This is a genomic window from Ideonella sp. (assembly GCF_044358605.1).
GTDB lineage: Bacteria > Pseudomonadota > Gammaproteobacteria > Burkholderiales > Burkholderiaceae_C > Ideonella.
Map to the genome: position 1 here is coordinate 30,823 of NZ_JBIKNQ010000033.1, position 24,010 is coordinate 54,832.

The window sequence follows — 24,010 nt, forward strand, 5'->3', positions numbered from 1 at the left end:
GACAGGTCGCCGTAGCCGCTGTCTGAGATCACAGCTTGTGACCTCGCGGCCGCACTTCAATCATCCAAGGAATGCCCCGCCCCAATCAGCGCCGGGTTGTGGGCGGTGATGACCCAGGTGGGGATCTGGCGCAGGTAATCGGTGAAGCGGCCTTTTTGCTCGAAGCGCTCGCGAAAGGCGCTGGCTTCGAAGGCGTCGCCCAGGCGAGGCACGATGCCGCCGCCCACGTAGATGCCGCCCCGTGCGCCCAGGGTCAAGGCCAGGTTGCCGGCCACATTGCCTAAGAAGCTGCAGAACAGGTGCACGGCCTCGACGCAGGCGGGGTTGGAGCGCAGCAGCGCGGCCTCGGTCACATCCGCTGGGCTCAGGCGCAGGGTGGGGGCGCCGTCCAGGGTGCAGAGGGCCTCGTACAGATTGACCAGGCCTTGGCCGCAGACGGCGCGCTCGGCCGAGGCATGGCCAAAGCGTTGGCGCAGCACGGCCAAGACGGCGGCTTCGCGCTCGTCGGTGGCGGCCAGGGTGACATGGCCGCCTTCACCGGCCACGGGCACATAGTGGCCATCGCGGCCACACACCAGCCCGGCCACGCCCAGGCCGGTGCCGGGGCCCAGCACGCCAATCGGCTGGCCCAGCACGGGCTGGCCGCCGCCCACCGCGCGGCGGTCTTGCGGGCCCAGCACGTCCAGGCTGGAGGCCAGGGCCGCAAAGTCATTGAGCACCACCAGACGCTGCACCCCCAACTCGGCCTGCAAGGCGGTGGTGGAGAAGGCCCAATGGTGGTTGGTCATGCGCACTTCATCGCCGGTCACGGCGGTGGCAATGCCAAAAGACACAGCCGCCGGCGTGGGGTGTTGGTGCTCGGCCAGATAGTGCTGGATCACCGCCGCCATGGACGGATAGTCGGCGCACGGGTAGGTGGCCATATGGCTCAAGGCGGCGCCGGGCGCTGCCTGCCAGGCCCAGCGCGCATTGGTGCCGCCGACATCGCCGACCAGTCGCGGAAAGAGGGGCTCCAGAGCGCCGAGCATGTTCATGAGGTCCAGCTTCGCCGGGCCAGCAGTGGCCACGGTCCCGATGTAGTTTAGGTACGCGCGCAATGGTACCAAAGCCCCGGCCCGGTGCTCTATAGGGGAGAGCACTGTCCTAGGGGGCGGGGTGCGGCCCGTTCCCCCGTAATCGCGATGTAACTGGACTACGTCCTTGCGCGGGCTTTGGTCAGCCCACCCGCCCACTGGTCTTGGCCATCAGGCCCAATACGCGGCCGGGTTCAGGGCCGACCATGTCCCAGGTGAAGCGCCAGGCCCAGTTGGGTGCGCCCATGGTGCCGGGCACGTTCATGCGGTGGCTGCTGGGCAAGCCCAGCACGTCTTGCAGCGGGAAGACGGCCATGGCCGAGACCGAGTTGCAGGCGGCGCGCATCATGGCCCAGTGCACGTCGTGGGCGCCGCAGGCCAAGTAGGTGCCGGCAAAGTCGCGCTCGGCGTCGGTGGTGTTGTCCCACCAGCCGCGTGCGGTGTCGTTGTCGTGGGTGCCGGTGTAGACCACGCTGGCCGGGGTGTAGTTGTGCGGCAAAAACTCATGTGTGCCGTCGCCGCCAAAGCCGAACTGCAAAATCTTCATGCCGGGGAAGCCGCAGGCGTCGCGCAGCGCAATCACGTCCTCGGTGATGAAGCCTAAGTCTTCGGCCACGATGGGCAGCGGGCCCAGGGCGCGCTCGATGGCTTCAAACAAGGCCTTGCCGGGGCCGGTGCGCCAGGTGCCCACGGTGGCGTCGGGCGAGCTGGCCGGAATGGCGTAGTAGCCGGCAAAGCCCCGGAAGTGGTCGATGCGGAAGACATCGGCCTGCCCCAGCGCGCGGGCCATGCGGGCCGACCACCAGGCATAGTCCTCCTCGGCCATCTTCTCCCAGTTGTAGAGCGGGTTGCCCCAGCGCTGGCCCAGCGGGCCCATGTCATCGGGCGGGCAGCCGGCCACTTCGCGCGGCTGGAAGTGAGCGTCCAGCTCGTAGAGATCAGGGCGGGCCCAGCAGTCGGCGCTGTGGTGGGCGATGAAGATGGGCAGGTCGCCCATGATGGCGATGCCCTTGCCATTGGCATAGGCCTTGATGTCGGCCCACTGCCAGTCAAAGCACCACTGCACAAACTGCCAGAACTGGATCTCGGCCGCATGCTCCTTGCGCGCCTTGGCCAGGGCCTTGGCGTCGCGGGTGGCCAGGGGCTTGGACCAGGTCCACCAGGGCTGTCCGTTGGCGGCTGTTTCCAGGGCCATGAACAGCGCGTAGTCGTCCAGCCAAGAGGCCTGCGCTTGGCACCACTCGGCATAGCTGGCTTGTTCGGCCTTGCTGGCGCTGGCCCCAAAACCGGCGTGGGCTTGGCGCAGCTGGGCCATGCGCCAGGGCACCACTTTGGCAAAGTCGGTGCGCTGGGCCTCAAAGCCGCCTTCGGGCAGCACCGGGGCGTTCATCCAGCCCCGTGCCATCAGCGGCTCAAACGCCACCATCAGCGGGCTGCCCGCAAAGGCCGACACGCTTTGGTAAGGGCTGTCGCCCGGGCCGATGGGCGTGGTGGGCAGCAACTGCCAAATGGTTTGCTGGGCGCTGGCCAGCCAATCCACAAAGTGCCGGGCGCTGGGCCCAAAGTCGCCCGTGCCATGCGGCCCGGGCAGGGAGGTGATGTGCAGCAGCACACCGGAGCGCCGTGTGGACAGGTTCATGGGCAGGCGGGGTGTAGAGGTCTGAAGTGCAGGCAGGGCTGTGGACGCGGAAGAAGCCTTGGAGGCTGCGGGTGCGGAGGATGCCATAGCAGGGTCTCGCCAAAGGGTGGGGGGTGTTGGGGTCAGGAGGTGCTGTGTTCGGCCACCCGCAGGCTGCGCGCGGGCAGGTGCAAGGTGCCGCGCACAGCGCTGGGCTGGGGCTCGCCACTGCTGCACAGCGCCACCCGCCAAAGGGCGTCGTCGGGCAGGTGCAGGGTGCAAGGCTCGTCGTCGGGGTTGAAGGCCAGCAGCAGCGTAGGCTGGCTGTGGCCGGGGGGCGTGTAGACCCCGGCAAATGCGGCGCCGGGGCTGTGGGCCGGGTGGTGCCACTCGTGCAGGTTTAGCTCATGCCCGGCCGGGTGGCGCCAGTGCACACGGCTGGCCGCCTGCGGGGCGGGGTCGGCCGCATGCCAGGGGCGGGGCCAGAGGTCGGTGTGCAGGGCGGGCAGGCGCTGGCGCAGGGCCAGCACCTCGACCACAAACTGCATCAAGCCGTGGTCGGCCTGGGCCCATTCCAGCCAGGTGGTCGGGTTGTCTTGGTTGTAGGCATTGTTGTTGCCGCCTTGGCTGTTGGCCAGCTCGTCACCCGCGCACAGCATGGGCGTGCCGTGGGCCAACAGCAGGCTGGCCAACAGGGCGCGGCGAGTGCGCTCGCGGCGCTGCTGCACGGCAGGGTCGGCGCTCGGGCCTTCGGGGCCAAAGGGTTGGCAGAGCTCGCCGTCGCGGCCGTCGCGGTTGCCTTCGCCGTTGGCCTCGTTGTGCTTGCCGGCATAGCTCACCACGTCGTGGGTGGTGAAGCCGTCATGCACGGCAATGAAGTTGATGCTGGCAGAGGGCCTGCGCTGGCTGGGCCCAAACACCGTGCTGCTGGCGCAAAAGCGTTGAGCCATCTGGCCCCTGTTGACGGCAGTGTTGAGCCACCAGCCGCGCATGGTGTCGCGGAACTTGTCATTCCATTCCATGAAGGGTGGCGGAAATTGGCCCAACTGATAGCCATCGCCCGAGGCATCCCAGGGCTCGGCAATCATCAACACTTGGCTCAGCAGCGGGTCTTGGCGCAGCGCGGTGAAGAAGGCCGCCTCGGGGTTGAAGCGGCCGCTGCGGTCGCGCCCCAGCACCGGGGCCAAATCAAACCGGAAGCCATCGACGCCCATCTCGCGCACCCAGTAACGCAGAGAATCGAGCACAAAGCGGCTCACCATGGGGTGGGCCACATTCAGCGCATTGCCGCAGCCGGTGAGGTTGCGCAGGCGCGTGGGGTCATGCGCGGCGGCGGTTGTCTCGTGGGCATACCACTGGCGGTGGTCCAGCCCACGCCAGCACAAGGTGGCGCCTTGTTCGCTGCCCTCCGGCGTGTGGTTGTAGACCACGTCCAGCACCACCTCCAGCCCGGCCGCATGCAGGCTGGCCACCATGGCGCGAAACTCGCTGGCCGCCGCGCGTGGGTCATGCGGTGTGGTGGACCAGCGCGGGTCCGCGCTGAAAAACCCCAGCGTGTTGTAGCCCCAGTAATTGGGCAACCCTAGTGGCTGCAAATGCGGCTCCGACAAACACTGCTGCACTGGCAGCAGCGACAAGGTGGTCACCCCCAGGCGCTGCCAGTGCGCAATGGCCGCCGGGTGGGCCATGCCGGCATAAGTGCCGCGCAGTGCGGGGGGGACGTCGGGGTGCTGGGCCGTGAAGCCTTTGACATGCACCTCGGCCAAGACGCGCTGATGCGGCGCACGATGGGGCCGGTTCAGGTGGCCGGGCGCATCGGCCGCCGGGGCGGCCACGCGGCTTTTATGGGCCCAGGCCGCGTTGTCGCGCTCATCACGCTGCTGGGTGTGGTGGGCAGCATGGCCCAGGTGTTCTTCGCGCCAAGCAAAGCCCTCGGTGGGGGCGATGATCTCGCGGCCCCAAGGGTCCAACAAAAGCTTGGCGGGGTTGAAGCGGTGGCCGTGGTCAGGCGCCCAGGGGCCGTGGGCTCTGAGCCCATACACCAAGCCCGGTGCGGCCCCGGGCAAAAAGCCATGGAACACACCGGCGAACGGCCCATGCAGCGGCCAGCGGCGCAGCTCGGTGCGGCCATCGGCGCTGAAGACGCACAGCTCGATGCGCTGGGCATGGTCTGACCACACCGCAAAGTTCACGCCGCCGGGCAGGGGCGTGCTGCCCAGGGGCTCGGGCCGTCCCTCCAAGAGCTGCGGGCAGGCGAGCACGGCGGCCAAGCCAGGCGCAGTGGTGGGGGTAGAGGAGTGCGTCACAACAAACAAGCCTCAGCCACTCAAGAGGCCGGACTCAAGAACAGCGTGGCCAGCGGCGGCAAGGTCAGCACCAGCGAGGCCGAGCGGCCGTGCGAGGGCAAGGCCTGCACCGCTTGCGGGCTCGATGCATTGCCCGTGTCGCTGCCGCCATACAGCCCGGCATCGGTGTTCAGCACTTCCACCCAGGCGCTGGCGCTACCTTCCTCAGGCCCTGGCAAGCCGATCCGGTAGCCCACGCGCGGCACGGGCGTGAAGTTGCACACCACCATCAGCGGCCGCCCTTGCGTGTCGCGGCGCAGCCAGACGTAAACGCTTTGCGCATCGTCGTCCACCACCAACCACTCAAAGCCTTGCGGGCTGTCGTCGCACTGGTGCAGTGCGGGCTCATGGCGCAGCAAATGGTTGAGGTCGCGCAGCAGGTGCTGCACGCCTTTGTGGGTGCGCTGTTGCAGCAGTTCCCAAGGCAGGGCTTCATCGCTGCGCCACTCGTGGGTTTGCGCAAACTCTTGGCCCATGAAGAGCAGCTTCTTGCCCGGGTGGCCCCACATAAAGCCCAGGTAGGCGCGCACATTGGCAAAGCGTTGCCACTCGTCGCCCGGCATCTTGCCCAGCAGCGAGCCCTTGCCGTGCACCACCTCGTCATGCGAGATGGGTAGGGCGTATTTTTCAGAGAAGGCGTAGGTGAGGCCAAAGCGCATCTTGTCGTGATGCCAGCGGCGGTACACCGGGTCTTCGTGGATGTAGGCCAGGGTGTCGTTCATCCAGCCCATGTTCCACTTGAAGTGAAAGCCCAGGCCCTGCTCGGGTGGTGCCGTCACACCTGGGAAGGCGGTGGACTCCTCAGCCACCACGATCGCGTCGGGCACCAGCGCGCGCAGCGTGCCGTTGATGTGCCGCAGCAGCGAGATCACTTCCAGGTTCTCGCGCCCGCCATAGATATTGGGCACCCACTCACCGGCATTGCGGGAGTAGTCGCGGTAGAGCATGGACGCCACCGCGTCCACACGCAGCCCATCCACACCAAACACCTCCAGCCAGTACAGCGCATTGGCACACAAAAAGTTGCGCACCTCGTTGCGACCAAAGTCATAGATGGCGGTGTTCCAGTCGCGGTGAAAGCCTTCGCGCGGGTCGGCGTATTCAAACAGCGGCGCACCATCAAACAGCGCCAAGCCGTGGGCGTCGGTGGGGAAGTGGGCGGGCACCCAGTCCAAGATCACGCCCAGGTCTGCCGCATGACAGGCCTGCACAAAGCGAGCGAAACCGGCGGCATCGCCAAAGCGCGCGGTGGGCGCAAACAGGCCCAGGCACTGATAGCCCCAAGAGGGGTCGTACGGGTGCTCGGCAATCGGCATCAGCTCCACATGCGTGAAGCCTAGGCTGGCGGCATAGCCGGGCAGCTCAGCGGCCAGGCGGTCCCAGTCATAGAACTCGCCGTTATCTCTCCGGCGCCAAGAGCCGACATGCACCTCATAAATGCTGATCGCGGCCTGCGGTGCTTGGGCACGGGCGGCGGCGGGCCAGCGGGGCGCGGGCGGCGTGAGCGCGGGGGCCACGCGGCTGGCATTGGCTGGGCGCAGGTCGGCCGCGCGGGCAAAGGGGTCGGCCTTCAGGGGCAGCAGTTGGCCCTGGGCGCTGACGATCTCAAATTTATAGGCTTGGCCGATCTCGGCCTGCGGCACAAAGACCTCCCAGACACCGGCCTCCACACGGCGGCGCATGGGGTGGCGGCGGCCGTCCCAGCCGTTGAAGTCGCCCACCACGCTCACCCGCTGGGCGTGCGGCGCCCAGACGGCAAAGCGCACGCCGGCCACGGCCCGCGTGCTGTGCAGCGGGGCCAGGCTCATGGGGTGAGCCCCCAGCGCCGTCCAAGGCCGCAGCAGGCGGCCCTCACGCCAGGCAATCAAGTCGGTTTCATGAAGCAAGAGGCCAAAGGCGTAGGGGTCGGGCAGGGTCTGGGTGATCGGGCCGCTGGCGCTGGGCCAAGTGATGCGCAGCAGATACGCAGGCTTGTGGCCTGATGAACTGAGTTTGGCGCGTGTCTTGGGCAAGCGCGCCTCAAACACGCCCTCGGCCTGCACGCTGCTGAGTGCCGCCAGCACCTTGTCCCCAGCTTCGTTCAGCACCTCCACCCCCAAAGCGCCGGGCTGCACGGTGCGCACCCACAAATAGCCCTGCTCGTCAGCATGCATGCCCAACACCGCAAAGGGGTCCGGGTGGCGGGCTTGGATCAGGGCGGTGAGCGCGTCAGGGGTGAGTGCGGGCATGTGGGGGGGGCATGAATACTTAGCCACAGAGACACAGAGGCACAGAGAAATTCAACAAGGGCCACCGCAGCCTGATGGCGAGTACGGGCTTCTGCGCAGCGTCAATGGCCGTTGTCTCATTGTGTTTCCTCAGTGTCTCTGTGCCTCTGTGGCGGTCTTCGAAACGGTCTTCAAAAAACAGTCTTCAAGCACCCGCAGGCAAGCTCTTGGCCGACCACACCCGCTCGACGTATTCAGCCACAGTGCGGTCTGAGGAGAAGCTGCCCATGCCCGCGATGTTCAGCACGGCCTTGCGGCCCCACTCGGCGGGGTTGGCATAGAGCGCATCCACGCGTTCTTGGGCGGCGAGGTAGTCGGCAAAATCGGCCATCAGCAAGTAGGTGTCGCGCTGCAGCAGGCTGTCCACCAGCCAACGATAACGCTCAGCATCGCCCTGCGAGAACGTGCCGTCGCCAATGGCGGCCAGCACGCGCTGCAGGCGGCGGTCTTGCTCCACATACAGGCGCGGGTCGTAGCCCAGGGCTTTGAGCTGCTCCACGGCTTCCGTGCGCAGGCCAAAGATGAAGAACTGTTCTTCGCCCACGGCTTCGGCCATCTCAATGTTGGCACCGTCCCAGGTACCGATGGTCAGCGCGCCATTGAGGCTGAACTTCATATTGCCGGTGCCCGAGGCCTCGGTGCCTGCGGTGGAGATTTGCTCTGACAAATCAGCCGCCGGCATGATGATCTCGGCCAAGCTCACCCCGTAGTTGGGCAGATAAGCCAGCTTGAGCTTGTCGCCCACGCGCGGGTCGCTGTTGACCACGCGGGCAATGTCATGGGCCAGCGCAATGATGCCCTTGGCAGCGTGATAGGCCGAAGCCGCTTTGCCCGCCAGCACCACGGTGCGCGGCACCCAGGGCGCATCAGGGTTGGCAATGATGGCCTGATAGCGGGCCACCACATGCAGCAGGTTCAGCAGTTGGCGCTTGTACTCATGGATGCGCTTGACCTGCACATCAAACAGGCTGTCAGGGCTGACCACCAGCCCCAAGTCGCGGCGGATGCGCTCGGCCAAGCGTTGCTTGTTGGCGCGCTTGGCGGCTTGCACCTCGGCCACCACTTTGGCCTTCTTGGCCAGAGGTGCCAGGGTTTGCAATTGCGCCAAGTCTTGGCGCCAGCCGCTGCCCACATGCTTGTCCAGCACCGCACTCAAGCCGGGGTTGGCCTGGGCCAGCCAGCGGCGCGGCGTGACGCCATTGGTCACGTTGTGAAAGCGCTCAGGCGTCAGGCGCGCATAGTCGGCAAACAAGGTCTGCACCATCAGCTCTGAGTGCAAGGCCGACACGCCATTGACGCGGTGCGAGGCCACCACCGCCAGCGCGGCCATGCGCACGCGGCGCTCGCCCTGCTCGTCGATCAACGAGATGCGCTGCACCATGCCCTCGTCGGCGCCGGCTGCTCGGGCGGCTTGCAGATAGCGGTGGTTGATCTCGTAAATCACCTCCAGATGGCGCGGCAGCAAGGCTTCCATCATGCGCACGGGCCAGGTCTCTAGCGCCTCGGGCATCAGGGTGTGGTTGGTGTAAGAGACCGCATCGCGGGTGATCTTCCAGGCCTCGTCCCAGCCCAGGCCGTGTTCATCCAGCAGCACACGCATCAGCTCGGCCGGGGCCAGCGCGGGGTGGGTGTCGTTGAGGTGGATGGCCTCCGAGCGGCCGAGCTGGTTCAAGCTGCCGTACTGGCGCAGGTGGCGGGCCACCATGTCTTGCACCGAGGCGCTGACCAAGAAGGCCTCTTGTTTCAGGCGCAGCAGGCGGCCGGCTTCGGTGCTGTCGTCGGGGTAGAGCACCCAGTTGAGCGTGTCGGCGGCCAGTTGGTGGCGGCCGGCTGCGGCATGGTCACCGCGGCAAAAGGCTTGCAGGTCGATGGGCTCGGCGCTGCTGGCTTGCCACAGGCGCAAGGTGGCTACGCGCTGGCTGTGGTGGGCTGGGACGATGAAGTCATGGGCCTCGGCCACCACGCGCTCTGCTGGCACCCAGCGGCGCGAGCCGCCTTCCGTCACCATGCGGCCGCCAAAGCCCACGGTGTAGCGCAGCTCGGGGCGTGGCACATCCCAGGGGTCGGCCAGGCGCAGCCAGTCGTCGGGCACTTCGGCTTGGCGGCCGTCTTGAATGCGCTGGGCAAACATGCCAAAGCGGTAGCGCAAGCCATAGCCAAAGGCCGGCAGGCCCAACTCGGCAAAGCTGTCTAAGAAGCAAGCCGCCAGGCGGCCCAGGCCACCGTTGCCCAGGGCGGCGTCGGGCTCGCGCTCCAGCGCGTCGCCCAGGCTCAAGCCTTCTTGGGCCAGGGCTTCGTCGAGGGCAGGCGTCAGGCCCAGGGCGGCCACGGCATTGCCCAGGGCGCGGCCCATCAAAAACTCCATCGACAGGTAATGCACCCGGCGCGAGGTGGTGACGGCGCCGGGCGTGGCCGCTTGGGCGTCTTGCGCCTGGGTGTCGGCCCAGCGCTGCATCAGCACATCGCGGCAAGCCAGCGCTGCGGCCGAGAACGCGGCCGGGGCCGTGGCGCTGCCCTGAGACGTCTGTTGGGCCAGCACGCGCTGCAAGGCGGCATGGAAGGCGGGCACCAGCGGGTTGGCCGCAGCGGCAACGGGGGCAGTCGAGGTCATGGATGACATGGCAGGGGGGGACTCCTCAGTGGACAGACGGAAGTATCGGTGTCTCGCTCCGCTTTGTGTAGTCCAAATGTAGTTTGACTACATCTGGTATTCCCGGAGTGTCCAATAAGTTATTGATTCAGCGGGGAATGACCTCTTGATTTGCTGGGCTGTTTCGTTGTGAAATGCCATCTATCGCTGTACTTAATCTACATTGGACTGACGCGAAGCGGGCATGGCGTCGTGACTTCGGCTTGCCGTACCCGTGGTCTGTCTGCGCCTTTGCGTCAATCCAAAACATACGCCGCCGCCCGAGGGCTGGGGGCTTGAAAGGAAGTTCTGTGGCTGAGGTGTTGCTCTCTGGTGTGCGCAAGGCGTATGGCGATGTGACCATTCTCAAAGGGGTGGACCTGCACATCCGCGATGGCGAATTCATGGTCTTTGTCGGCCCCTCGGGCTGCGGCAAGTCCACGCTGCTGCGCACCATCGCCGGGCTGGAAGACATCACCAGCGGTGACTTGTCCATTGGCGGGCGCCGCGTCAACGACGTGCCCCCGGCCGAGCGCGGCATCGCCATGGTCTTTCAGTCCTATGCGCTCTACCCGCACATGAACCTGTTCGACAACATGGCCTTTGGCCTGAAGTTGGCGGGCATGAGCCAGCAAGAGATCCACGACGCCGTGCACCGCGCCGCCAAAGTGCTGCACATCGACCACCTCTTGGACCGCAAGCCCAAAGACCTCTCGGGCGGCCAGCGGCAGCGCGTGGCCATTGGCCGGGCCATCGTGCGCAAGCCCCAGGTCTTTTTGTTTGACGAGCCGCTGTCCAACCTGGACGCCGCCCTGCGCGTGCGCATGCGCTATGAGTTTGCCAAGCTGCACGACGAGCTCAAGACCACCATGATCTATGTGACCCACGACCAGGTCGAGGCCATGACCCTGGCCGACCGCATCGTGGTGCTGAGCGCAGGCAAGGTGGAGCAGGTGGGCGCGCCCATCGAGCTTTACGAGCACCCTTGCAACTTGTTCGTCGCGGGCTTCATCGGCTCGCCCAAGATGAACTTCTTGGTCGGCGAGATCGTTGCGGCCGATGCCGCCGGGGCGCGGGTCAAGCTCAGCACCGGCGAGGTGCTGCACGCCACCGTCAATGCGCAAGGCGCCAAGCCGGGTGACAAGGTGACGCTGGGCATCCGCCCCGAGCACTTGGCGCTGGCGGGGGCCGATGCCAGCGGCGCGCAAACCCTGACAGCGCCGGTGACCTTTGTGGAGGCCTTGGGCAGCAGCACCCAGGCCTATGTAGACGTGGCGACTTGCGCTGTGGGCACCGACACGCCCGAGCCCTTCTCGGTGCTGCTGGACGGCCGCACCCCCTTGGCCGCCGGCCAGGCCTTGGCCTTTGAAGTGCCGCCCGAGTGGTGTTATCTCTTCAATGCAGAAGGCTTGGCCTACCACCGCCTGGCCGCCAGCGCCGGGGCCATGCGCCAAGCGCGGGTCGCATGATGCGCAAGCGTTTCACCGCCGCAGCCGCCTTGCTGTGCGCGCTGCAGGGCACCGCCCAGGCTGCCCCGCCTGAATTGCTGGTCTGGATCAACGGCGACAAGGGCTTCAACGGCCTGCAAAAAGTGGGCGATGCCTTCACGGCGGTGAGCGGCGTGAAGGTGGTGGTGCAGCACCCTGAAGGCGCCCCCGACAAGTTCCAGGCGGCCGCTGGTGCGGGCAAAGGCCCAGACATCATGTGCTGGCCGCACGACCGCACGGGCGAATGGGCCCGCAGCGGCCTGATCGTGCCGCTGCGCCCCTCCAAAGCCGTGCGCGAAGGCATTGACGAGGCCGCTTGGCAAGCCTTCACCTTCAAAGGCCAGGTCTGGGGTTATCCGCTGTCCATCGAGGCCGTGGGCCTGATCGTCAACACCGCCCTGGTGCCCAAAGTGCCCAAGACCTTCGACGAGGTCATCGCGCTAGACAAACAGTTGAGTGCCCAAGGCAAAAAGGCCATTCTGTGGGACTACAACAAGAGCTTCTTCACCTGGCCCCTGCTGGCCGGGGCGGGCGGCGAGATCTTTGGCCTTAACGCCAAAGGTGAGCTGGACCCGAGCCAAGTGGGCGTGGCCAACGAGGGCGCCTTGAAGGGGGCCACCCTGTTGCGCCGCCTGCTGGACGATGGCGTGATGGCGCGTGGGGCACGCTATGCCGAAATGGAGGCCAGCTTTGCCAAGGGCCAGGTAGCGATGATGATCTCCGGCCCCTGGGCTTGGGACAACGCCCGCAAGGCCGGCATCAACTTTGCCGTCGCCCCCATTCCGGGCCTCAGTGCCGACAAACCCTCCAGGCCTTTTGTGGGCGTGCTGGGTTGCATGATTGCCGCGCCCAGCCCCGTCAAGGACATTGCCCGCGAGTTCCTGGAGAACCACCTGCTCAAGGTCGAGAGCCTGAAGGTGGTCTCCGCCGATGTGCCCTTGGGCACGCCGGCCAACAAAGCCTATTACGCCGAGCTGGCTGCCGACCCCGCCATTGCCGCCACCATGGCCAATGCGCGCCTGGGCCAGCCCATTCCCAACATCCCCGAGACGGGCCGCTTCTGGCCCGCCATGGACGCCGCGCTGGAGGCCATCACCCAAGGCCGCCAAAGCCCGGCCGACGCGCTCAAGGGCGCGGCCGCCCGCATGGAGAAACGCTGATCACCATGCGTACTGCTGCATCTTCATCTCTTTCTCTCACCAAAGCCCTGGGCTGGGCCTTGGCCGCCCTGGGCGCCCTGGCCTGGGCCTGGCTGGTCTTTCGCATCCACCTCGCGGGTGAGCCCATCTGGGCCGTGGCCGCCGGTGTGGGCGGCATGGTCACGGGCTATATCTATCTCTCCCCCAAGACCCTGGCGGCGCGCTACCTCTTTCCCGGCGTGGCTGGCATGCTGCTGTTTGTGGCCTTGCCGCTGGTCTTGACGGTGCGCATTGGCTTTACCAACTACTCGGCCACCCACCTGCTCAGCGAAGAGCGCGCCCGCGCCTACCTGCTGGCCCAAACCCAGGTGGACGAGGCGCACTTGCAGCGCTTTACCCTGCATACTGAAGGCGGGCAGCACCGCCTGGTGCTCAGCGGCCCTGACGGCGTGGCCCGCTGGCAAACGCCCGCGCTGAAGCTGGGGCCTGCGCAAACCGTGACGCTGGAGCCGCGCGCTGAAGGCGCCGCCTTGCCGAGTGCTGCGCTGCCGCTGCGTGAGCAGATCGCCCAGCGCGACGGCCTGATGGCCCTGAGCCTGCAAGCACCGGGTTCGGCTGATGTTTGGCGTTATGCCGGCGTGGGTGAGTTTGCGCCGCTGCGGCCGCTATGGGTGGCGGGAGAGGATGGCAGCCTGACCCGCCAAGCCGATGGCCTGCTGTTTGGCGTCAACCGCGACGAAGGTTTTTTTGAGCATGCTGCCAGCGGCGAGCGCCTCTCGCCCGCCTTCAAGGTGGACGTGGGTTGGGCCAACTACACCCGCATGTTGGGCGACCCGGACTTCCGTGGCCCCTTTGTGCAGATCTTCATCTGGACGGTGGTCTTCTCAGCCCTGACGGTGCTGTTTGCCACTGCGCTGGGCATGACCCTGGCCGTGGCGCTGAACTGGGAGGCCCTGGCCCACCGCACGCTCTACCGCACCTTGCTGTTCCTGCCCTATGCGGTGCCGGGCTTCATTTCCATCTTGGTGTTCAAGGGCTTGTTCAACCAAAACTTTGGCGAGATCAACGCCGTGCTCGATGCGCTCTTCGGCATCCGCCCCGCTTGGTTCTCCGACCCCTTCTTGGCCAAGGCGATGCTGCTCATCGTCAACACCTGGCTGGGCTATCCCTACATCATGATTCTGTGCACGGGCCTGCTCAAAGCCATCCCGGCCGACTTGTATGAAGCCAGCGCCCTGGCCGGTGTGGGCCCGCTGACCAACTTCTTCAAGATCACGCTGCCCTTGGTCATCAAGCCGCTCACGCCGCTGTTGGTGTCGGCCTTTGCCTTCAACTTCAACAACTTTGTGTTGATCGCCCTGCTGACCAATGGCAGCCCGGACATCCTCAACTCCAAGCTGCCCGCAGGCACCAATGACATCCTGGTCAGCTACACCTACCGCATTGCCTTCACCGACGCTGGCGCCAACTTTGGCCTGGCGGCCGCCATCTCCACCATGATCTTTATCATCGTGGCGGCCATGGCGCTGATCAACCTGCGACTCACCAAGGCGTCCAAATAAATGGCCATCGTCACTGGTAAACGCCAACGCATTCGCGTCTGGGCCACGCATGTGGCCTTGTGGGCCTTGATTGCGCTGACCCTGATGCCGCTGCTGGCGGTGCTGTCCATCTCGCTGCGGCCAGGCAACTTTGCGACGGGCGACATCATCCCGCGCGACATCACTTTTGAGCACTGGGCGTTGGCGCTGGGCATCCCTTGGACGCGCGCCGATGGCGTGGTGGTGCAGCCGCCATTTCCAGTGCTGCTGTGGCTGTGGAACAGCATCAAGATAGCGACCATCTCCTCGCTGTTGATCGTCACCATCTCCACCACCGCCGCCTATGCCTTTGCACGGCTCAAGTTCCGATTTAAGGCGGGGCTGCTCAACAGCATGCTGCTGCTGCAGATGTTCCCGGTGGCGGTGGCGCTGATTGCCATCTACGCCATCTTCGACAGCCTGGGTCAGCATGTGCCCTGGTTGGGTGTCGAGACCCACACCGGTTTGATCGTCGCCTACCTGGGCGGCGTGGCCACGCATGTCTGGACGATCAAAGGCTACTTCGACACCATCCCCGTCGAGATTGAAGAAAACGCCAAGGTTGACGGCGCCACGCATTGGCAGGCCTTCCGCTTGGTGCTGCTCCCCATGGCCGTGCCCATCCTCATGGTGGTGTTTGTGCTGGCCTTCATCGGCACCATCATCGAGTACCCCATTGCCAGCATCTTGCTGCGCGAAGAGCCCAACCTGACCCTGGCCGTGGGCTCCAAGTACTACCTGTATGAACAGAAGTATTTGTGGGGCGACTTTGCGGCGGCGGCGGTGCTCTCGGGCCTGCCCATCACTGCCGTGTTTTTGCTGGCCCAGCGCTGGATTGTCTCGGGCCTGACGGCCGGTGGAGTCAAGGGATGAGCATCAAGCTGTGGGCCAGTGTGGCCGCTGCATGGGTGAGCGTGGCCGCCAACGCCGCGCCTTCGGTGTATGAGCAGCGCGAGCAAGATTGGCGCAACGGCGCGGTGGTCTACCAAGTGTGGGTGGACCGCTTTGCGCCGGCGGCCAACCTAGAGGCCAAGCGAAGCCTTTACCCCGCGCCCAAGCGCTTGCGTGCTTGGCATGAGCTGCCCACCAAAGGCGTGTTCTTGCCCGAGGCCAAGGTCTGGAGCCACGAGATCGACTTTTGGGGCGGCGACCTGAACAGCCTGCGCAGCAAGCTGGGCTATGTGCAGGGCTTGGGGGTGGATGTGCTCTACCTCAACCCCATCCACCTGGCCTACACCAACCACAAGTACGACGCGCTGGACTACCAAGCCGTCTCGCCCGAGTACGGCACGCGCGCCGATGTGAAGGTCTTGGCCGCCGACCTGCATGCCAAGGGCGTGAAGCTGGTGCTGGACGGCGTGTTCAACCACATGGGCCGCAACTCGCCCAAGTTCCAAAGCGCGCTGGCTGACCCACGCAGCCCGTACCGCGATTGGTTTTACATCGGCCCGCAGTTTGAAAAGACGGCCCAAGCCCGCGTGTGGTGGGGCGCCATCAACCTGCCCGAACTGAACCTGGAAAACCCAGCCGTGCGCGACCATGTGTTTGCCGCGCGGGATTCGGTGATCCGCAGCTACCTGCGCGACGGCGTGGACGGCTGGCGCCTGGACACGGCCTTTGAGTTTGGCACCACGATGCTGGGCCAAATGACCCAGGCCGCGCACGCCGAGAAGCCCGGCTCGCTCTTGGTGGGCGAGATCGTCAACTACCCTGCCGGCTGGCTCACGCCCCAGGGCCAGCAGCCCCCAGCGGCGGACGCGGTGATGAACTTCACCCTGCGCCGCATCTTGTTGGATGTGGCCGAGCGCAAGCTCAAGCCCGCCACAGCCCAGCGCATGATCGCCCGCATGGTGGCCGACAGCGGCATCGCCCCCTTGCTTAAAAGCTGGACCCTGTTGGACAACCACGACCTGCCGCGCATTGCCAGCCGCCTGCCCGACGAGCGCCAGCGCCGCCTGGCCCAGGTGCTGCAGTTCACCCTGCCGGGCTCGCCCAACCTGTGGCAAGGCAGCGAGATCGACACCCTGGGTGACGGCGACCCCGAGCAGCGCGCCCCCATGCGCTGGGACGTGGTCGAGGCGGGCCACCCCGCGCTCACCTTCACCCGCCAGCTCATCGCCCTGCGCAAGGCCCACCGCGCGCTGCGGGTGGGCGATTGGCGTGCCGTTGAAGCCGACCAACTGCTGGCCTTTGAGCGCCACACCGACCGCGCCATGGACACCGTGCTGGTGCTGGCCAACCCCAGCGAGCAAGACGTGACTGAGACGGTGATGATCGCCAATTCCAGCCTGATGAACGCCACCGGCCTGCAAGACCTGCTAGGCCCGCAGCCTGCGGAGCGCCCCAGCCTGGATGCCGGCCTGCTGCGCATCACCGTGCCCGCAGGCAGTGTGCGCGTGCTGCGCCCGGTGTTTGAGCCCGTGACGGGCTACACGCCCTACAAGCGCACCCCTTGAGTTTGATTACCCATGACGTCTATGTCCTCCCAAGACCCCCGCGCTAACCGCCATGACCGCGCCGTGCACGGCCGCTATGAAGCCCGCGAGGCCGACTGGCGCAACGGCGCCATCGTCTACCAAGTGCTGGTGGACCGCTTTGCGCCCAGCAGCAACTTGGATGCCAAGCGCCACCTCTACCCCGCGCCCAAGCGCCTGCGCGACTGGAGCGAGCTGCCCACCCAAGGCCAGTACCTGGAGGACGTAAAGGTCTGGAGCCACGAGATCGACTTTTGGGGTGGCGACCTGGCCAGCACCCGCGCCCACCTCGACCATGTGCAAGGCCTGGGTGTGGACGTGCTCTACCTCAACCCGATCTGTAGCGCCTACACCAACCACAAGTACGACGCGCTGGACTACCAGCAGGTGTCGCCCGAATACGGCACGCGCGACGACGTCAAAGCCCTGGCGGCCGACCTGCATGGCCGGGGCATGAAGCTGGTGCTGGACGGCGTGTTCAACCACATGGGCCGCAATGCGCCCATCTTTCAGCAGGCCCAGGCCGATGCGGCCAGCCCGTATCGCGATTGGTTTGAGTTCAACCCCGCCTACCCTGGCGGCGTGCGCTGCTGGTACAACGCCCAAAACCTGCCCGAGCTGGTGATGGAGCACCCGGCCGCCCGCGAGCATTTGTATGCCGGGCCAGACTCTGTGGTGCGCAGCTACTTGCGCGACGGCATTGACGGCTGGCGCCTGGATGTGGGCCACGACATCGGCTTCAATGTGCTGGAAGACCTGACCCAACACGCCCATGACGAAAAGCCCGGCTCGCTGGTGGTGGGCGAGCTGTGGACCTATCCGCAAGAGTGGTTCCCCAGCGTGGATGGGGTGATGAACTTCAGCACCCGCGAGATCATCCTGCGCATGGTGCAAGGCAAGCTGCCGGTGGCCACCGCCGCCCGCATGTTGAACCGCCTGATTGCCGATGCCGGCGTGGACAACCTGCTCAAGAGCTGGTTGATGCTGGACAACCACGACACCCCGCGCCTGGCCACCACCGTGCCCGACCCCACGCTGCGCCGCCTGACGCAACTGCTGCAGTTCACCCTGCCGGGGGCGCCCAATTTGTATTACGGCTCGGAGCTGGGCATGACCGGTGGCGACGACCCCGGCATGCGCGCCCCCATGCGCTGGGACCTGGTGCACGACGAGCAAGCCGATCTGCAATGGACGCGTCAACTGATTGCCCTGCGCAAGGCCCAGCGCGCGCTGCGCGTGGGCGACTTCCGCCTCATCGAAGCCACCCGCCTGCTGGCCTTTGAGCGCCACACGGATCGCATTGGCGAGTCGGTGTTTGTCATCGCCAACCCCAGCCACGAGACCATCACTGAGGTGCTCTTGCTGCCCAATTCCAAGGTCATGAGCAACGCGCCCCTGCGCGACCTGCTCGCCCCCGGCAGCGCCACGCCCAACCCACTGGCCGCCATGCTGGAGGTGACCCTGCCCCCTGGCGGTGTGCGCGTGCTGCAGCCCGATGTGACGCCCATCACCGGCTACAGCACTTATAAGCGGGTCCAGTGAACGCGCCCGATGCATTCATGGCCCCCGGACTGGACGCCCAGCGTCTGGCCGAGGCCCGCTCTTGGCTGGCCCGCGCCCAGGCTGGTGAAAACCTGCTGCTGGGCGACGCCCGCGCCTTGCCCGCCCCCGTGGCCCAACTGGCCGCCTTGCAAGACGACAGCCCCGGCGTCAAACAGGTGTGCGATGGCGGCTTGACGGCGGTGGTGCGCTGCTGGCAAGACGAGCAAGGGCGGCGCTGGGCCATCAAGCAGGCCCGGCCGCAATCTCGTGTGCGCAATGCCGATGGCGAAACCGCTTTTGTGAACGAGCTGCTGCGCCATGGCGAGCTGCGCGCGCTGCAAGCCCAGGGCGCGCGCCTGACCGGCGTGCACCTGCCGGTGTGGGGCTCGCTGCGCCATGGGCTCTTGGTGTCGCCCTGGGTGGCCCGGGCCCAGCCACCGTCGGCCACCGACCCCCGCATGCTGACCCAAGTGCTCAACAGCGGCTGCGCCCTGGCCGTGAATGGTTTTTTCGACTGGGACCCAAGCCCCGGCAACCTGCTGGATGATGGCCAACAAGTGTGGCGCTTTGACCTGGGCTATTGCTACCGCTTTGATGCGCGGCTGGGCTTGAACAGCGCGGGTGATGGCGTGCTGCCCGCAGGCCAGCTGCCGGCGCACCATGTGGCCGAGCGCATTGAAACCCGCTGGCTCTCTGGCGCCTGGCTAGACCTGGAGCAACGCCGTGGCCTGGCCGCTGCGGTGGAGGCCGCCCGCCACTTCAATGCCGCCGTGGCCCAAGCCTATGCCCACGCGGCCATGGCCGTGGTGGCCAAGGGCGGCCAAGCGCCGGTGATGAACGCCTGGCAGCAACTGGCCGCCCAGCGCGCCGCCGCCACCCGCGACGACGCTGCTGCCAAAGCCTTCTACCTGCGCCAAAGCTGGCACGCCCACTGGCACGACGTACAGGACGACTTGAGTGGCCGCAGTTGCACCGCCACCACCCTGGCGCGCCTAGACTGGCTGCGCGAAGCCAGCCTGCAACAGGCCGAGCTGCTGGGCACGGAAGTGCCCGCGTTGTGCGACGAGACCAGCCGCCAAGCCCTGCGCGCCCAACTGGCGCAGTGGGTGCAAGAGGCCTCGGCCTGCCGGGTGGATAGATCTTGAGCCTGCCTGCGCTGAAGCCCACGCACGCCGCACCGCCCGCCACCCCCCGGATCTGGCCCATCGCCTGGCCGCTGTTCACCGAGCTGCTGCTGGGCCTGGGCGTGGGCCTGTTGGGCACGGTGTGGGCCGCGCGGCTGGGGCCCGCCGCTGCCGGGGCCTTCTCTTTGGCCATGCAAGTGGTGGCCTTGTTGTTCTTGCTGTTTCGCATCGTCGGGGCTGGCGTGGGCGTGGTGGTGGCCCAGCGCTTGGGCGCTGGCCGGGCGGGCGAGGCTGCCCAAGTGGCCCGCGCATCGATGGGTGCTGCCACCGCGCTGGGTGGCTCGGCGGCGCTGCTGGCCTGGGCCGGTGCGGCCAATTGGCCGCTGTGGCTGAACAGCCCGCCCGAGGTGGCCCAGCACACCACGCCCCTGCTGCAAGCCCTTGCCCCCGCCATGCTGCTGGACGCCTGGGTGGCCTGCGGTGTGGCCGTGCTGCGCGCCCATCTGGCCGCCCGCCGCACCTTGGGCGTGGTGCTGCTGATGCTGGCCCTGCAACTCGGCCTGTCCCTGTGGTGGATGCCTGCAGGCCAGTTTGGCCTGGTTGGCTTTGCGGCCGCCTTTGCTGTTAGCCGCATCGCCGCGCTGGTGGCGCTTTGGCTGCTGTGGCGCGGCGTGGGCCTGCACCTGCGCGCCTCTGACCTGTGGCGCCTGCCCCGCGAGCCCCTGCGCGACGTGCTGCGCATTGGCGCCCCGGCCGCCGCCGAGAACATTGCCTACCGCCTGGCCTTCTTGGCCAGCATGGCCGTGGTGGGCCAACTGGGCACGGGGGCCATGGCCGTGCACGGCTTTGTGTTTCAACTCGGCACCCTGGCCATGCTGGGTGGCTTGGCCGCAGGCCTGGCCGCCGAAGTGGTGGTGGGCCACCTGGTGGGCGCAGGCGCCCTGCGCCAGGCCGACCAATTGCTGCGCCGCGCCTTGGGCCTGGGCCTCATCTTCAGCACCCTGCTGGCCGCCGCCATGGCCGCCACCGGGCCGTGGTGGTTGCAATGGTTCACCCAAGACCCAGCCCTGATCCAGATGGGCGTGACGCTGATGTGGTGCCACGTGCTGGTCGAGCCCGGCCGCACCTTCAACCTCGTCGTCATCAACGCCCTGCGCGCCACCGGCGACGCCCGCCACCCTGTCTTCGTCGGCTCCGGTGTCATGCTCATCGTGCTGGCCGGCGGCTCCTGGCTGCTGGGCCTAGGCCTTGGCTGGGGCCTGGTTGGCGTGTGGTTGGCTTACGCGGCGGATGAGTGGCTGCGGGGGCTGCTGATGTGGCGGCGGTGGCGGAGCTTGGCTTGGGTGAGGGGGGCGAGGAGGGTGAGGAGGGTGAGGGGATCATGCTGATGATGATCTGCTCAACTGAACGTTGAGGTGGAGGGCTTGAGTGGCTATAGTGGCTTAGAGCCTTGCGTCTAGATGCCAATCTGTTGATTTTGTATTTCCGTACTGCCTGGTGCGTGATGGGTCAACATGGTGAAGCAATTGTTGGCGTTTCGCCCAGAGTGTTGGGGGCGACAGAGCTTTGCGGGAAACTTTCGTTTGTCGCTACACCTATAGATTTGGCCTCACAAATATGCCCACCTTCACCCGCAATGCGCAACAACGCTTCCTCTACAGCGAAGTCGCAATACTGGCGTGGGGTGCATCAGTCCAGCGCGCGAACCTCTACAATTCTGCGATTCCCGCCAAAGATCGTGCCAGCGATTCGTTCAGAGCAAGCGTACTCAGCTTCATCGAGACCCAGCTACTTTCGAGCTACAAGACGGGGTGCAGTGAGGCTGCACACATTGCGAACATCGAACGCCTCGTCGAGTTCGCCACCGCCGAAGGTGGCAAGCTGCTAGGCCCCGACGGCTACAAGTTCGGGGTGGCTCAGAAACTGCTGAACCTTCTATTGAAGTACCTTTGGTGTTTGGGGCACGTCGCAGAGCCGCCCCACTGTCCGGTAGATCGCCTGATCCTCGCCAAGACCTCGCACCGCAACAAGCTCAACTGGACCGAGATTACGGCCGCATCAGAGTACAAAGACGCGATCAATGCTATACGCATCGTCGCCAAGGCTGCTGACCTCTCCCTTCCACAATGGGAACTTCAGTTCTACAGCCGTCGGTGAGGTTTGTCATCTTGTTCGAGCCGATTCGTACCGTTGTGGATCATTACAAACCTTAGGATGCACGAGATTGATTTTCGTGGACGAAAGCATTCAGGATTCTCTCGGATACATCTGTGTCGGCTTCGTCCATTGCGAAGAAGACCCCTCAGGGCTGGTGAATGGGGCAATCAAGGATGTCGGGCTTACTCCGGGTGTCGACGAATACAAAAGCGGCTACCGAATGGCGAACTCGCCTCGTAGGCATGAGTTGCGAGACAAAGTGAGGGGTATTGTCTTGCAGTATTGCAGGTATGGTGTCTACATCGCCCCAACTTCAGAACGGCCTGAGCTGCGCCAAGCGATTTCGGAGATAGCACAACAGATTACTCACCGGAACAGATTGAAGATTCCGCAATCAGTGCAGTTAGATCAAGGAATTCTTGGCAGAACTCGATTACTCAACGATGTTGTTGTCATGCCAGATTGCGATTCAAAAGTTATTCCAGGAATTCAACTGGCCGACTTCGTTGCATATCACTGTTCCTATCTCCTTAAATGTACTTTGTTAGGGGTGTCTAAGAGAATGCTAATTTCCGAAGAGCCTCACCCTTTGACTGGAGAGGAGGTAGATCTCGATTGGATGGTCCGAACCGATCTGCGGAGGAACTTTTTCGTTGAATACAGGAAGAATGAGGAAATACAAGGGGATGATATGTTTTTTAGTGCTAAGGACCATGGGGCTTTTTTCTCGCCGTCGCTATATACTGTGCTTCGGAGTGCTGCAGAAGAGACCTTCTCTAGCTTTTACCATGGGTGTGTATGGTGAGGCGTCTATTGAATTCTCCTAGCCTTCTTGCGCGTCACAGCTTAAATCGTCGGCCCCATCGTTAGAAAACGGCAGGCAAAAGGCTTGAATGTTGCGACGTTCCGCCAGATGTTGGGAGAAGTATTGCGGGCTCTTTGAGGTCTTGATTCTCATGGTTTATCGAAGTCAGGGCTTTAGTCCATGGCCCCTGTCAATCCAGTGAACAAGTGTGCTGCGGCGCCCAAGGAAGTCGAGCAGTTCTCGGGCTGAGTACGTCAGCCGAGTGCTTGAGCGCGACGAATGTGTCGGGAGTAACCTTTGGGAGGTATAGGATTGAAACCTGCCCAAATTTTGCATCCGCGCGAAAAGCAAGTGATTCCCTATTTATTGCCCTAGTAGCACGCATGCAATGATTGCTTTATTTGTCCGTTGAGCATTGCAAGCCAGTTTTTCAAGCACACATATGAACGCAACAGATTTCATTACTATCGCTGGAATCATGGGCGCGATAGCTACGGTCCTCCGCTGGTGGTTGAAGTCCCGCCTCGATAGTTCCATCAAGCATGAATATGACAGACTTTTGGAGGAGTTCAAGGCTCAGCAACGTCGTTCAGATCTTCTCCATACGGAGCGTCTAGCGGCGCTGAAGGCATTGACTGCAAAGCTGCTGGCACTGCGACGTTACTGTAATGCGAGAAGTGCCGAAATTCGGAGCGAATCTGATTTTGAGTCGCGTACTGAATCTTTGTCGACAGAAGAGAATATGTCGCTTCTGCAGCATCGAGAAACGATTGCTCGTGCTTTAGAGGAGCGAGAGTTGTTCCTTAGTCCAAACGCGCGCAAAAGCTTTGACGACCTATTCGGCAAAATGGGGCTCGGATTCAATCTAGAGTTGTGGCTTGCTTCAGGTCATAGTGAAAACGAGCTGAATGCGGCGCAACTATTCGACCTAGTCGCTGGCAGAGTAAGTGATGTGATGAGCGCACTTTATAGAGATTTGGATTTGCCCGAGGTGGCATCCCCAACGGTAAGCAGAAGCGGCGGAGATGGTACTTAAGGAGAGAATTTTGGGTCATGTCTTGACTATTGCCTGTGTGGCACTTGGCAATAGTTGCTAAAATCCACGCAGGCTAAAACAGCTGATTTGGAATCATTGGTAGCTGCTGAATCATTCAGGCTGCTGCATATTTACGCTATCGCATTCACTTTGGTGTGGTTGGTTGCTCCACCAAATTCCCAAGCAAAACACGGCGACTTTGTGAATTTTGTATTTAAAACTTAAATAGGTTGCGAAAGGAAATGGAAATCATGAATTACTCAATAACAACTTCAACTCGGAAAGTGCTCGCCGTAATTCTTTTGTTATTAACCACGCCATCTATGGCAGCTCCTCCATTGGAGAGTGACGTAAAGAGATTTGTGGCTGCATACCGAGCTGATGAATCCATCGCATTTTTGGTGAAGGATGTAATATATGAAGATTCGATGCAAGATGGCCCACATAAGCAGTATTATGCTTGCGTTAATTCCAATTTAACCCCGACCACATTTAATCAATTAGCCGCTGAAGTTGTACAGGCCAATTTTTCAGATGCACGACGACTGCAAGAGGCAACAGTGTTTTTCGAAACTTCCGTTGGAAAGAAGCTACGCGACTCAGCCATTGAAGTATTGCGCCTAACAGGCTGCTGAAATACCGACCGGTTGTGATGGTCGAGCGAGGCGCAGCGAGGACAATGTGAGCATCTCGATCTGAGAGAGACCTATGCGCGGCGCCGACACCTTCACCGA

The 24,010-nt window shown here is 64.3% G+C and carries 18 protein-coding genes; 12 read left to right on the top strand and 6 right to left on the bottom strand.

Going from position 1 to position 24,010, the window contains the following annotated elements:
* Positions 1 to 56: 56 nt before the first annotated feature.
* From ACIQ3Q_RS12875 to ACIQ3Q_RS12895, 5 genes are all read right to left on the bottom strand, one after another.
* On the bottom strand, positions 57 to 1,034 hold the full coding sequence (locus tag ACIQ3Q_RS12875; RefSeq protein WP_396269485.1) for a glucokinase: 978 nt from the start codon (positions 1,032 to 1,034) through the stop codon (positions 57 to 59).
* A 181-nt stretch (positions 1,035 to 1,215) separates the two neighbouring features.
* A complete protein-coding gene (gene malQ, locus ACIQ3Q_RS12880; RefSeq protein WP_396269486.1) occupies positions 1,216 to 2,799 on the bottom strand; it encodes a 4-alpha-glucanotransferase in 1,584 nt (527 codons plus the stop codon).
* 35 nt (positions 2,800 to 2,834) lie between these two features.
* Positions 2,835 to 4,997: a glycogen debranching protein GlgX gene (gene glgX / locus ACIQ3Q_RS12885; protein WP_396269487.1), complete on the bottom strand. Its 2,163-nt coding sequence runs from the start codon at positions 4,995 to 4,997 to the stop codon at positions 2,835 to 2,837.
* A 20-nt stretch (positions 4,998 to 5,017) separates the two neighbouring features.
* Positions 5,018 to 7,264 carry a 1,4-alpha-glucan branching protein GlgB gene (gene glgB / locus ACIQ3Q_RS12890; protein ID WP_396269488.1) on the bottom strand — a complete coding sequence of 749 codons (2,247 nt, stop codon included), beginning with the start codon at positions 7,262 to 7,264 and terminating at the stop codon, positions 5,018 to 5,020.
* A gap of 184 nt (positions 7,265 to 7,448) precedes the next feature.
* Positions 7,449 to 9,914, bottom strand: coding sequence for a glycogen/starch/alpha-glucan phosphorylase (locus ACIQ3Q_RS12895; protein WP_396269490.1), 2,466 nt, complete (start codon positions 9,912 to 9,914; stop codon positions 7,449 to 7,451).
* 329 nt (positions 9,915 to 10,243) lie between these two features.
* Between ACIQ3Q_RS12895 and ACIQ3Q_RS12900 the strand changes: the two genes are divergently transcribed.
* The 10 genes from ACIQ3Q_RS12900 (at position 10,244) to ACIQ3Q_RS12945 (ending at position 22,240) form a co-directional block, all read left to right on the top strand.
* Positions 10,244 to 11,401, top strand: a complete 1,158-nt coding sequence (locus tag ACIQ3Q_RS12900; RefSeq protein WP_396269491.1) for an ABC transporter ATP-binding protein — start codon at positions 10,244 to 10,246, stop codon at positions 11,399 to 11,401.
* Complete coding sequence (malE, locus tag ACIQ3Q_RS12905) at positions 11,401 to 12,579, top strand: maltose/maltodextrin ABC transporter substrate-binding protein MalE (protein WP_396269492.1); 1,179 nt, start codon at positions 11,401 to 11,403, stop codon at positions 12,577 to 12,579. Before ACIQ3Q_RS12900 ends, malE begins: the two co-directional genes overlap by 1 nt.
* A gap of 5 nt (positions 12,580 to 12,584) precedes the next feature.
* On the top strand, positions 12,585 to 14,120 hold the full coding sequence (gene malF / locus ACIQ3Q_RS12910) for a maltose ABC transporter permease MalF (RefSeq protein ID WP_396269493.1): 1,536 nt from the start codon (positions 12,585 to 12,587) through the stop codon (positions 14,118 to 14,120).
* Positions 14,121 to 15,011 carry a maltose ABC transporter permease MalG gene (gene malG, locus ACIQ3Q_RS12915; RefSeq protein WP_396269494.1) on the top strand — a complete coding sequence of 297 codons (891 nt, stop codon included), beginning with the start codon at positions 14,121 to 14,123 and terminating at the stop codon, positions 15,009 to 15,011.
* Positions 15,008 to 16,594: an alpha-amylase family glycosyl hydrolase gene (locus ACIQ3Q_RS12920; RefSeq protein WP_396269495.1), complete on the top strand. Its 1,587-nt coding sequence runs from the start codon at positions 15,008 to 15,010 to the stop codon at positions 16,592 to 16,594. The genes malG and ACIQ3Q_RS12920 overlap by 4 nt, the downstream gene beginning before the upstream one ends.
* 21 nt (positions 16,595 to 16,615) lie before the next feature.
* Positions 16,616 to 18,154 (top strand): alpha-amylase family glycosyl hydrolase, encoded by a 1,539-nt coding sequence (locus ACIQ3Q_RS12925; protein WP_396269497.1) that lies wholly within the window; start codon positions 16,616 to 16,618, stop codon positions 18,152 to 18,154.
* 17 nt (positions 18,155 to 18,171) lie between these two features.
* Positions 18,172 to 19,299, top strand: coding sequence for a hypothetical protein (locus tag ACIQ3Q_RS12930; RefSeq protein WP_396269499.1), 1,128 nt, complete (start codon positions 18,172 to 18,174; stop codon positions 19,297 to 19,299).
* Positions 19,296 to 20,666, top strand: coding sequence for an MATE family efflux transporter (locus ACIQ3Q_RS12935; protein ID WP_396269501.1), 1,371 nt, complete (start codon positions 19,296 to 19,298; stop codon positions 20,664 to 20,666). Before ACIQ3Q_RS12930 ends, ACIQ3Q_RS12935 begins: the two co-directional genes overlap by 4 nt.
* 229 nt (positions 20,667 to 20,895) lie before the next feature.
* Entirely contained in the window at positions 20,896 to 21,435 is a 540-nt protein-coding gene (locus ACIQ3Q_RS12940) for a hypothetical protein (protein WP_396269502.1), read from the top strand.
* A gap of 76 nt (positions 21,436 to 21,511) precedes the next feature.
* Positions 21,512 to 22,240 carry a hypothetical protein gene (locus ACIQ3Q_RS12945; protein WP_396269504.1) on the top strand — a complete coding sequence of 243 codons (729 nt, stop codon included), beginning with the start codon at positions 21,512 to 21,514 and terminating at the stop codon, positions 22,238 to 22,240.
* Positions 22,241 to 22,258: 18 nt separating this feature from the next.
* Here the strand turns inward: ACIQ3Q_RS12945 and ACIQ3Q_RS12950 are convergent, their stop codons facing one another.
* Positions 22,259 to 22,393 carry a hypothetical protein gene (locus ACIQ3Q_RS12950; RefSeq protein ID WP_396269505.1) on the bottom strand — a complete coding sequence of 45 codons (135 nt, stop codon included), beginning with the start codon at positions 22,391 to 22,393 and terminating at the stop codon, positions 22,259 to 22,261.
* Positions 22,394 to 22,682: 289 nt separating this feature from the next.
* On the opposite strand from ACIQ3Q_RS12950, the gene ACIQ3Q_RS12955 reads away from it, so the two are divergent.
* Positions 22,683 to 23,276 (top strand): hypothetical protein, encoded by a 594-nt coding sequence (locus tag ACIQ3Q_RS12955; RefSeq protein WP_396269507.1) that lies wholly within the window; start codon positions 22,683 to 22,685, stop codon positions 23,274 to 23,276.
* A gap of 251 nt (positions 23,277 to 23,527) precedes the next feature.
* Positions 23,528 to 23,911 carry a hypothetical protein gene (locus tag ACIQ3Q_RS12960; protein WP_396269508.1) on the top strand — a complete coding sequence of 128 codons (384 nt, stop codon included), beginning with the start codon at positions 23,528 to 23,530 and terminating at the stop codon, positions 23,909 to 23,911.
* The last annotated feature ends 99 nt before the right edge of the window (positions 23,912 to 24,010 follow it).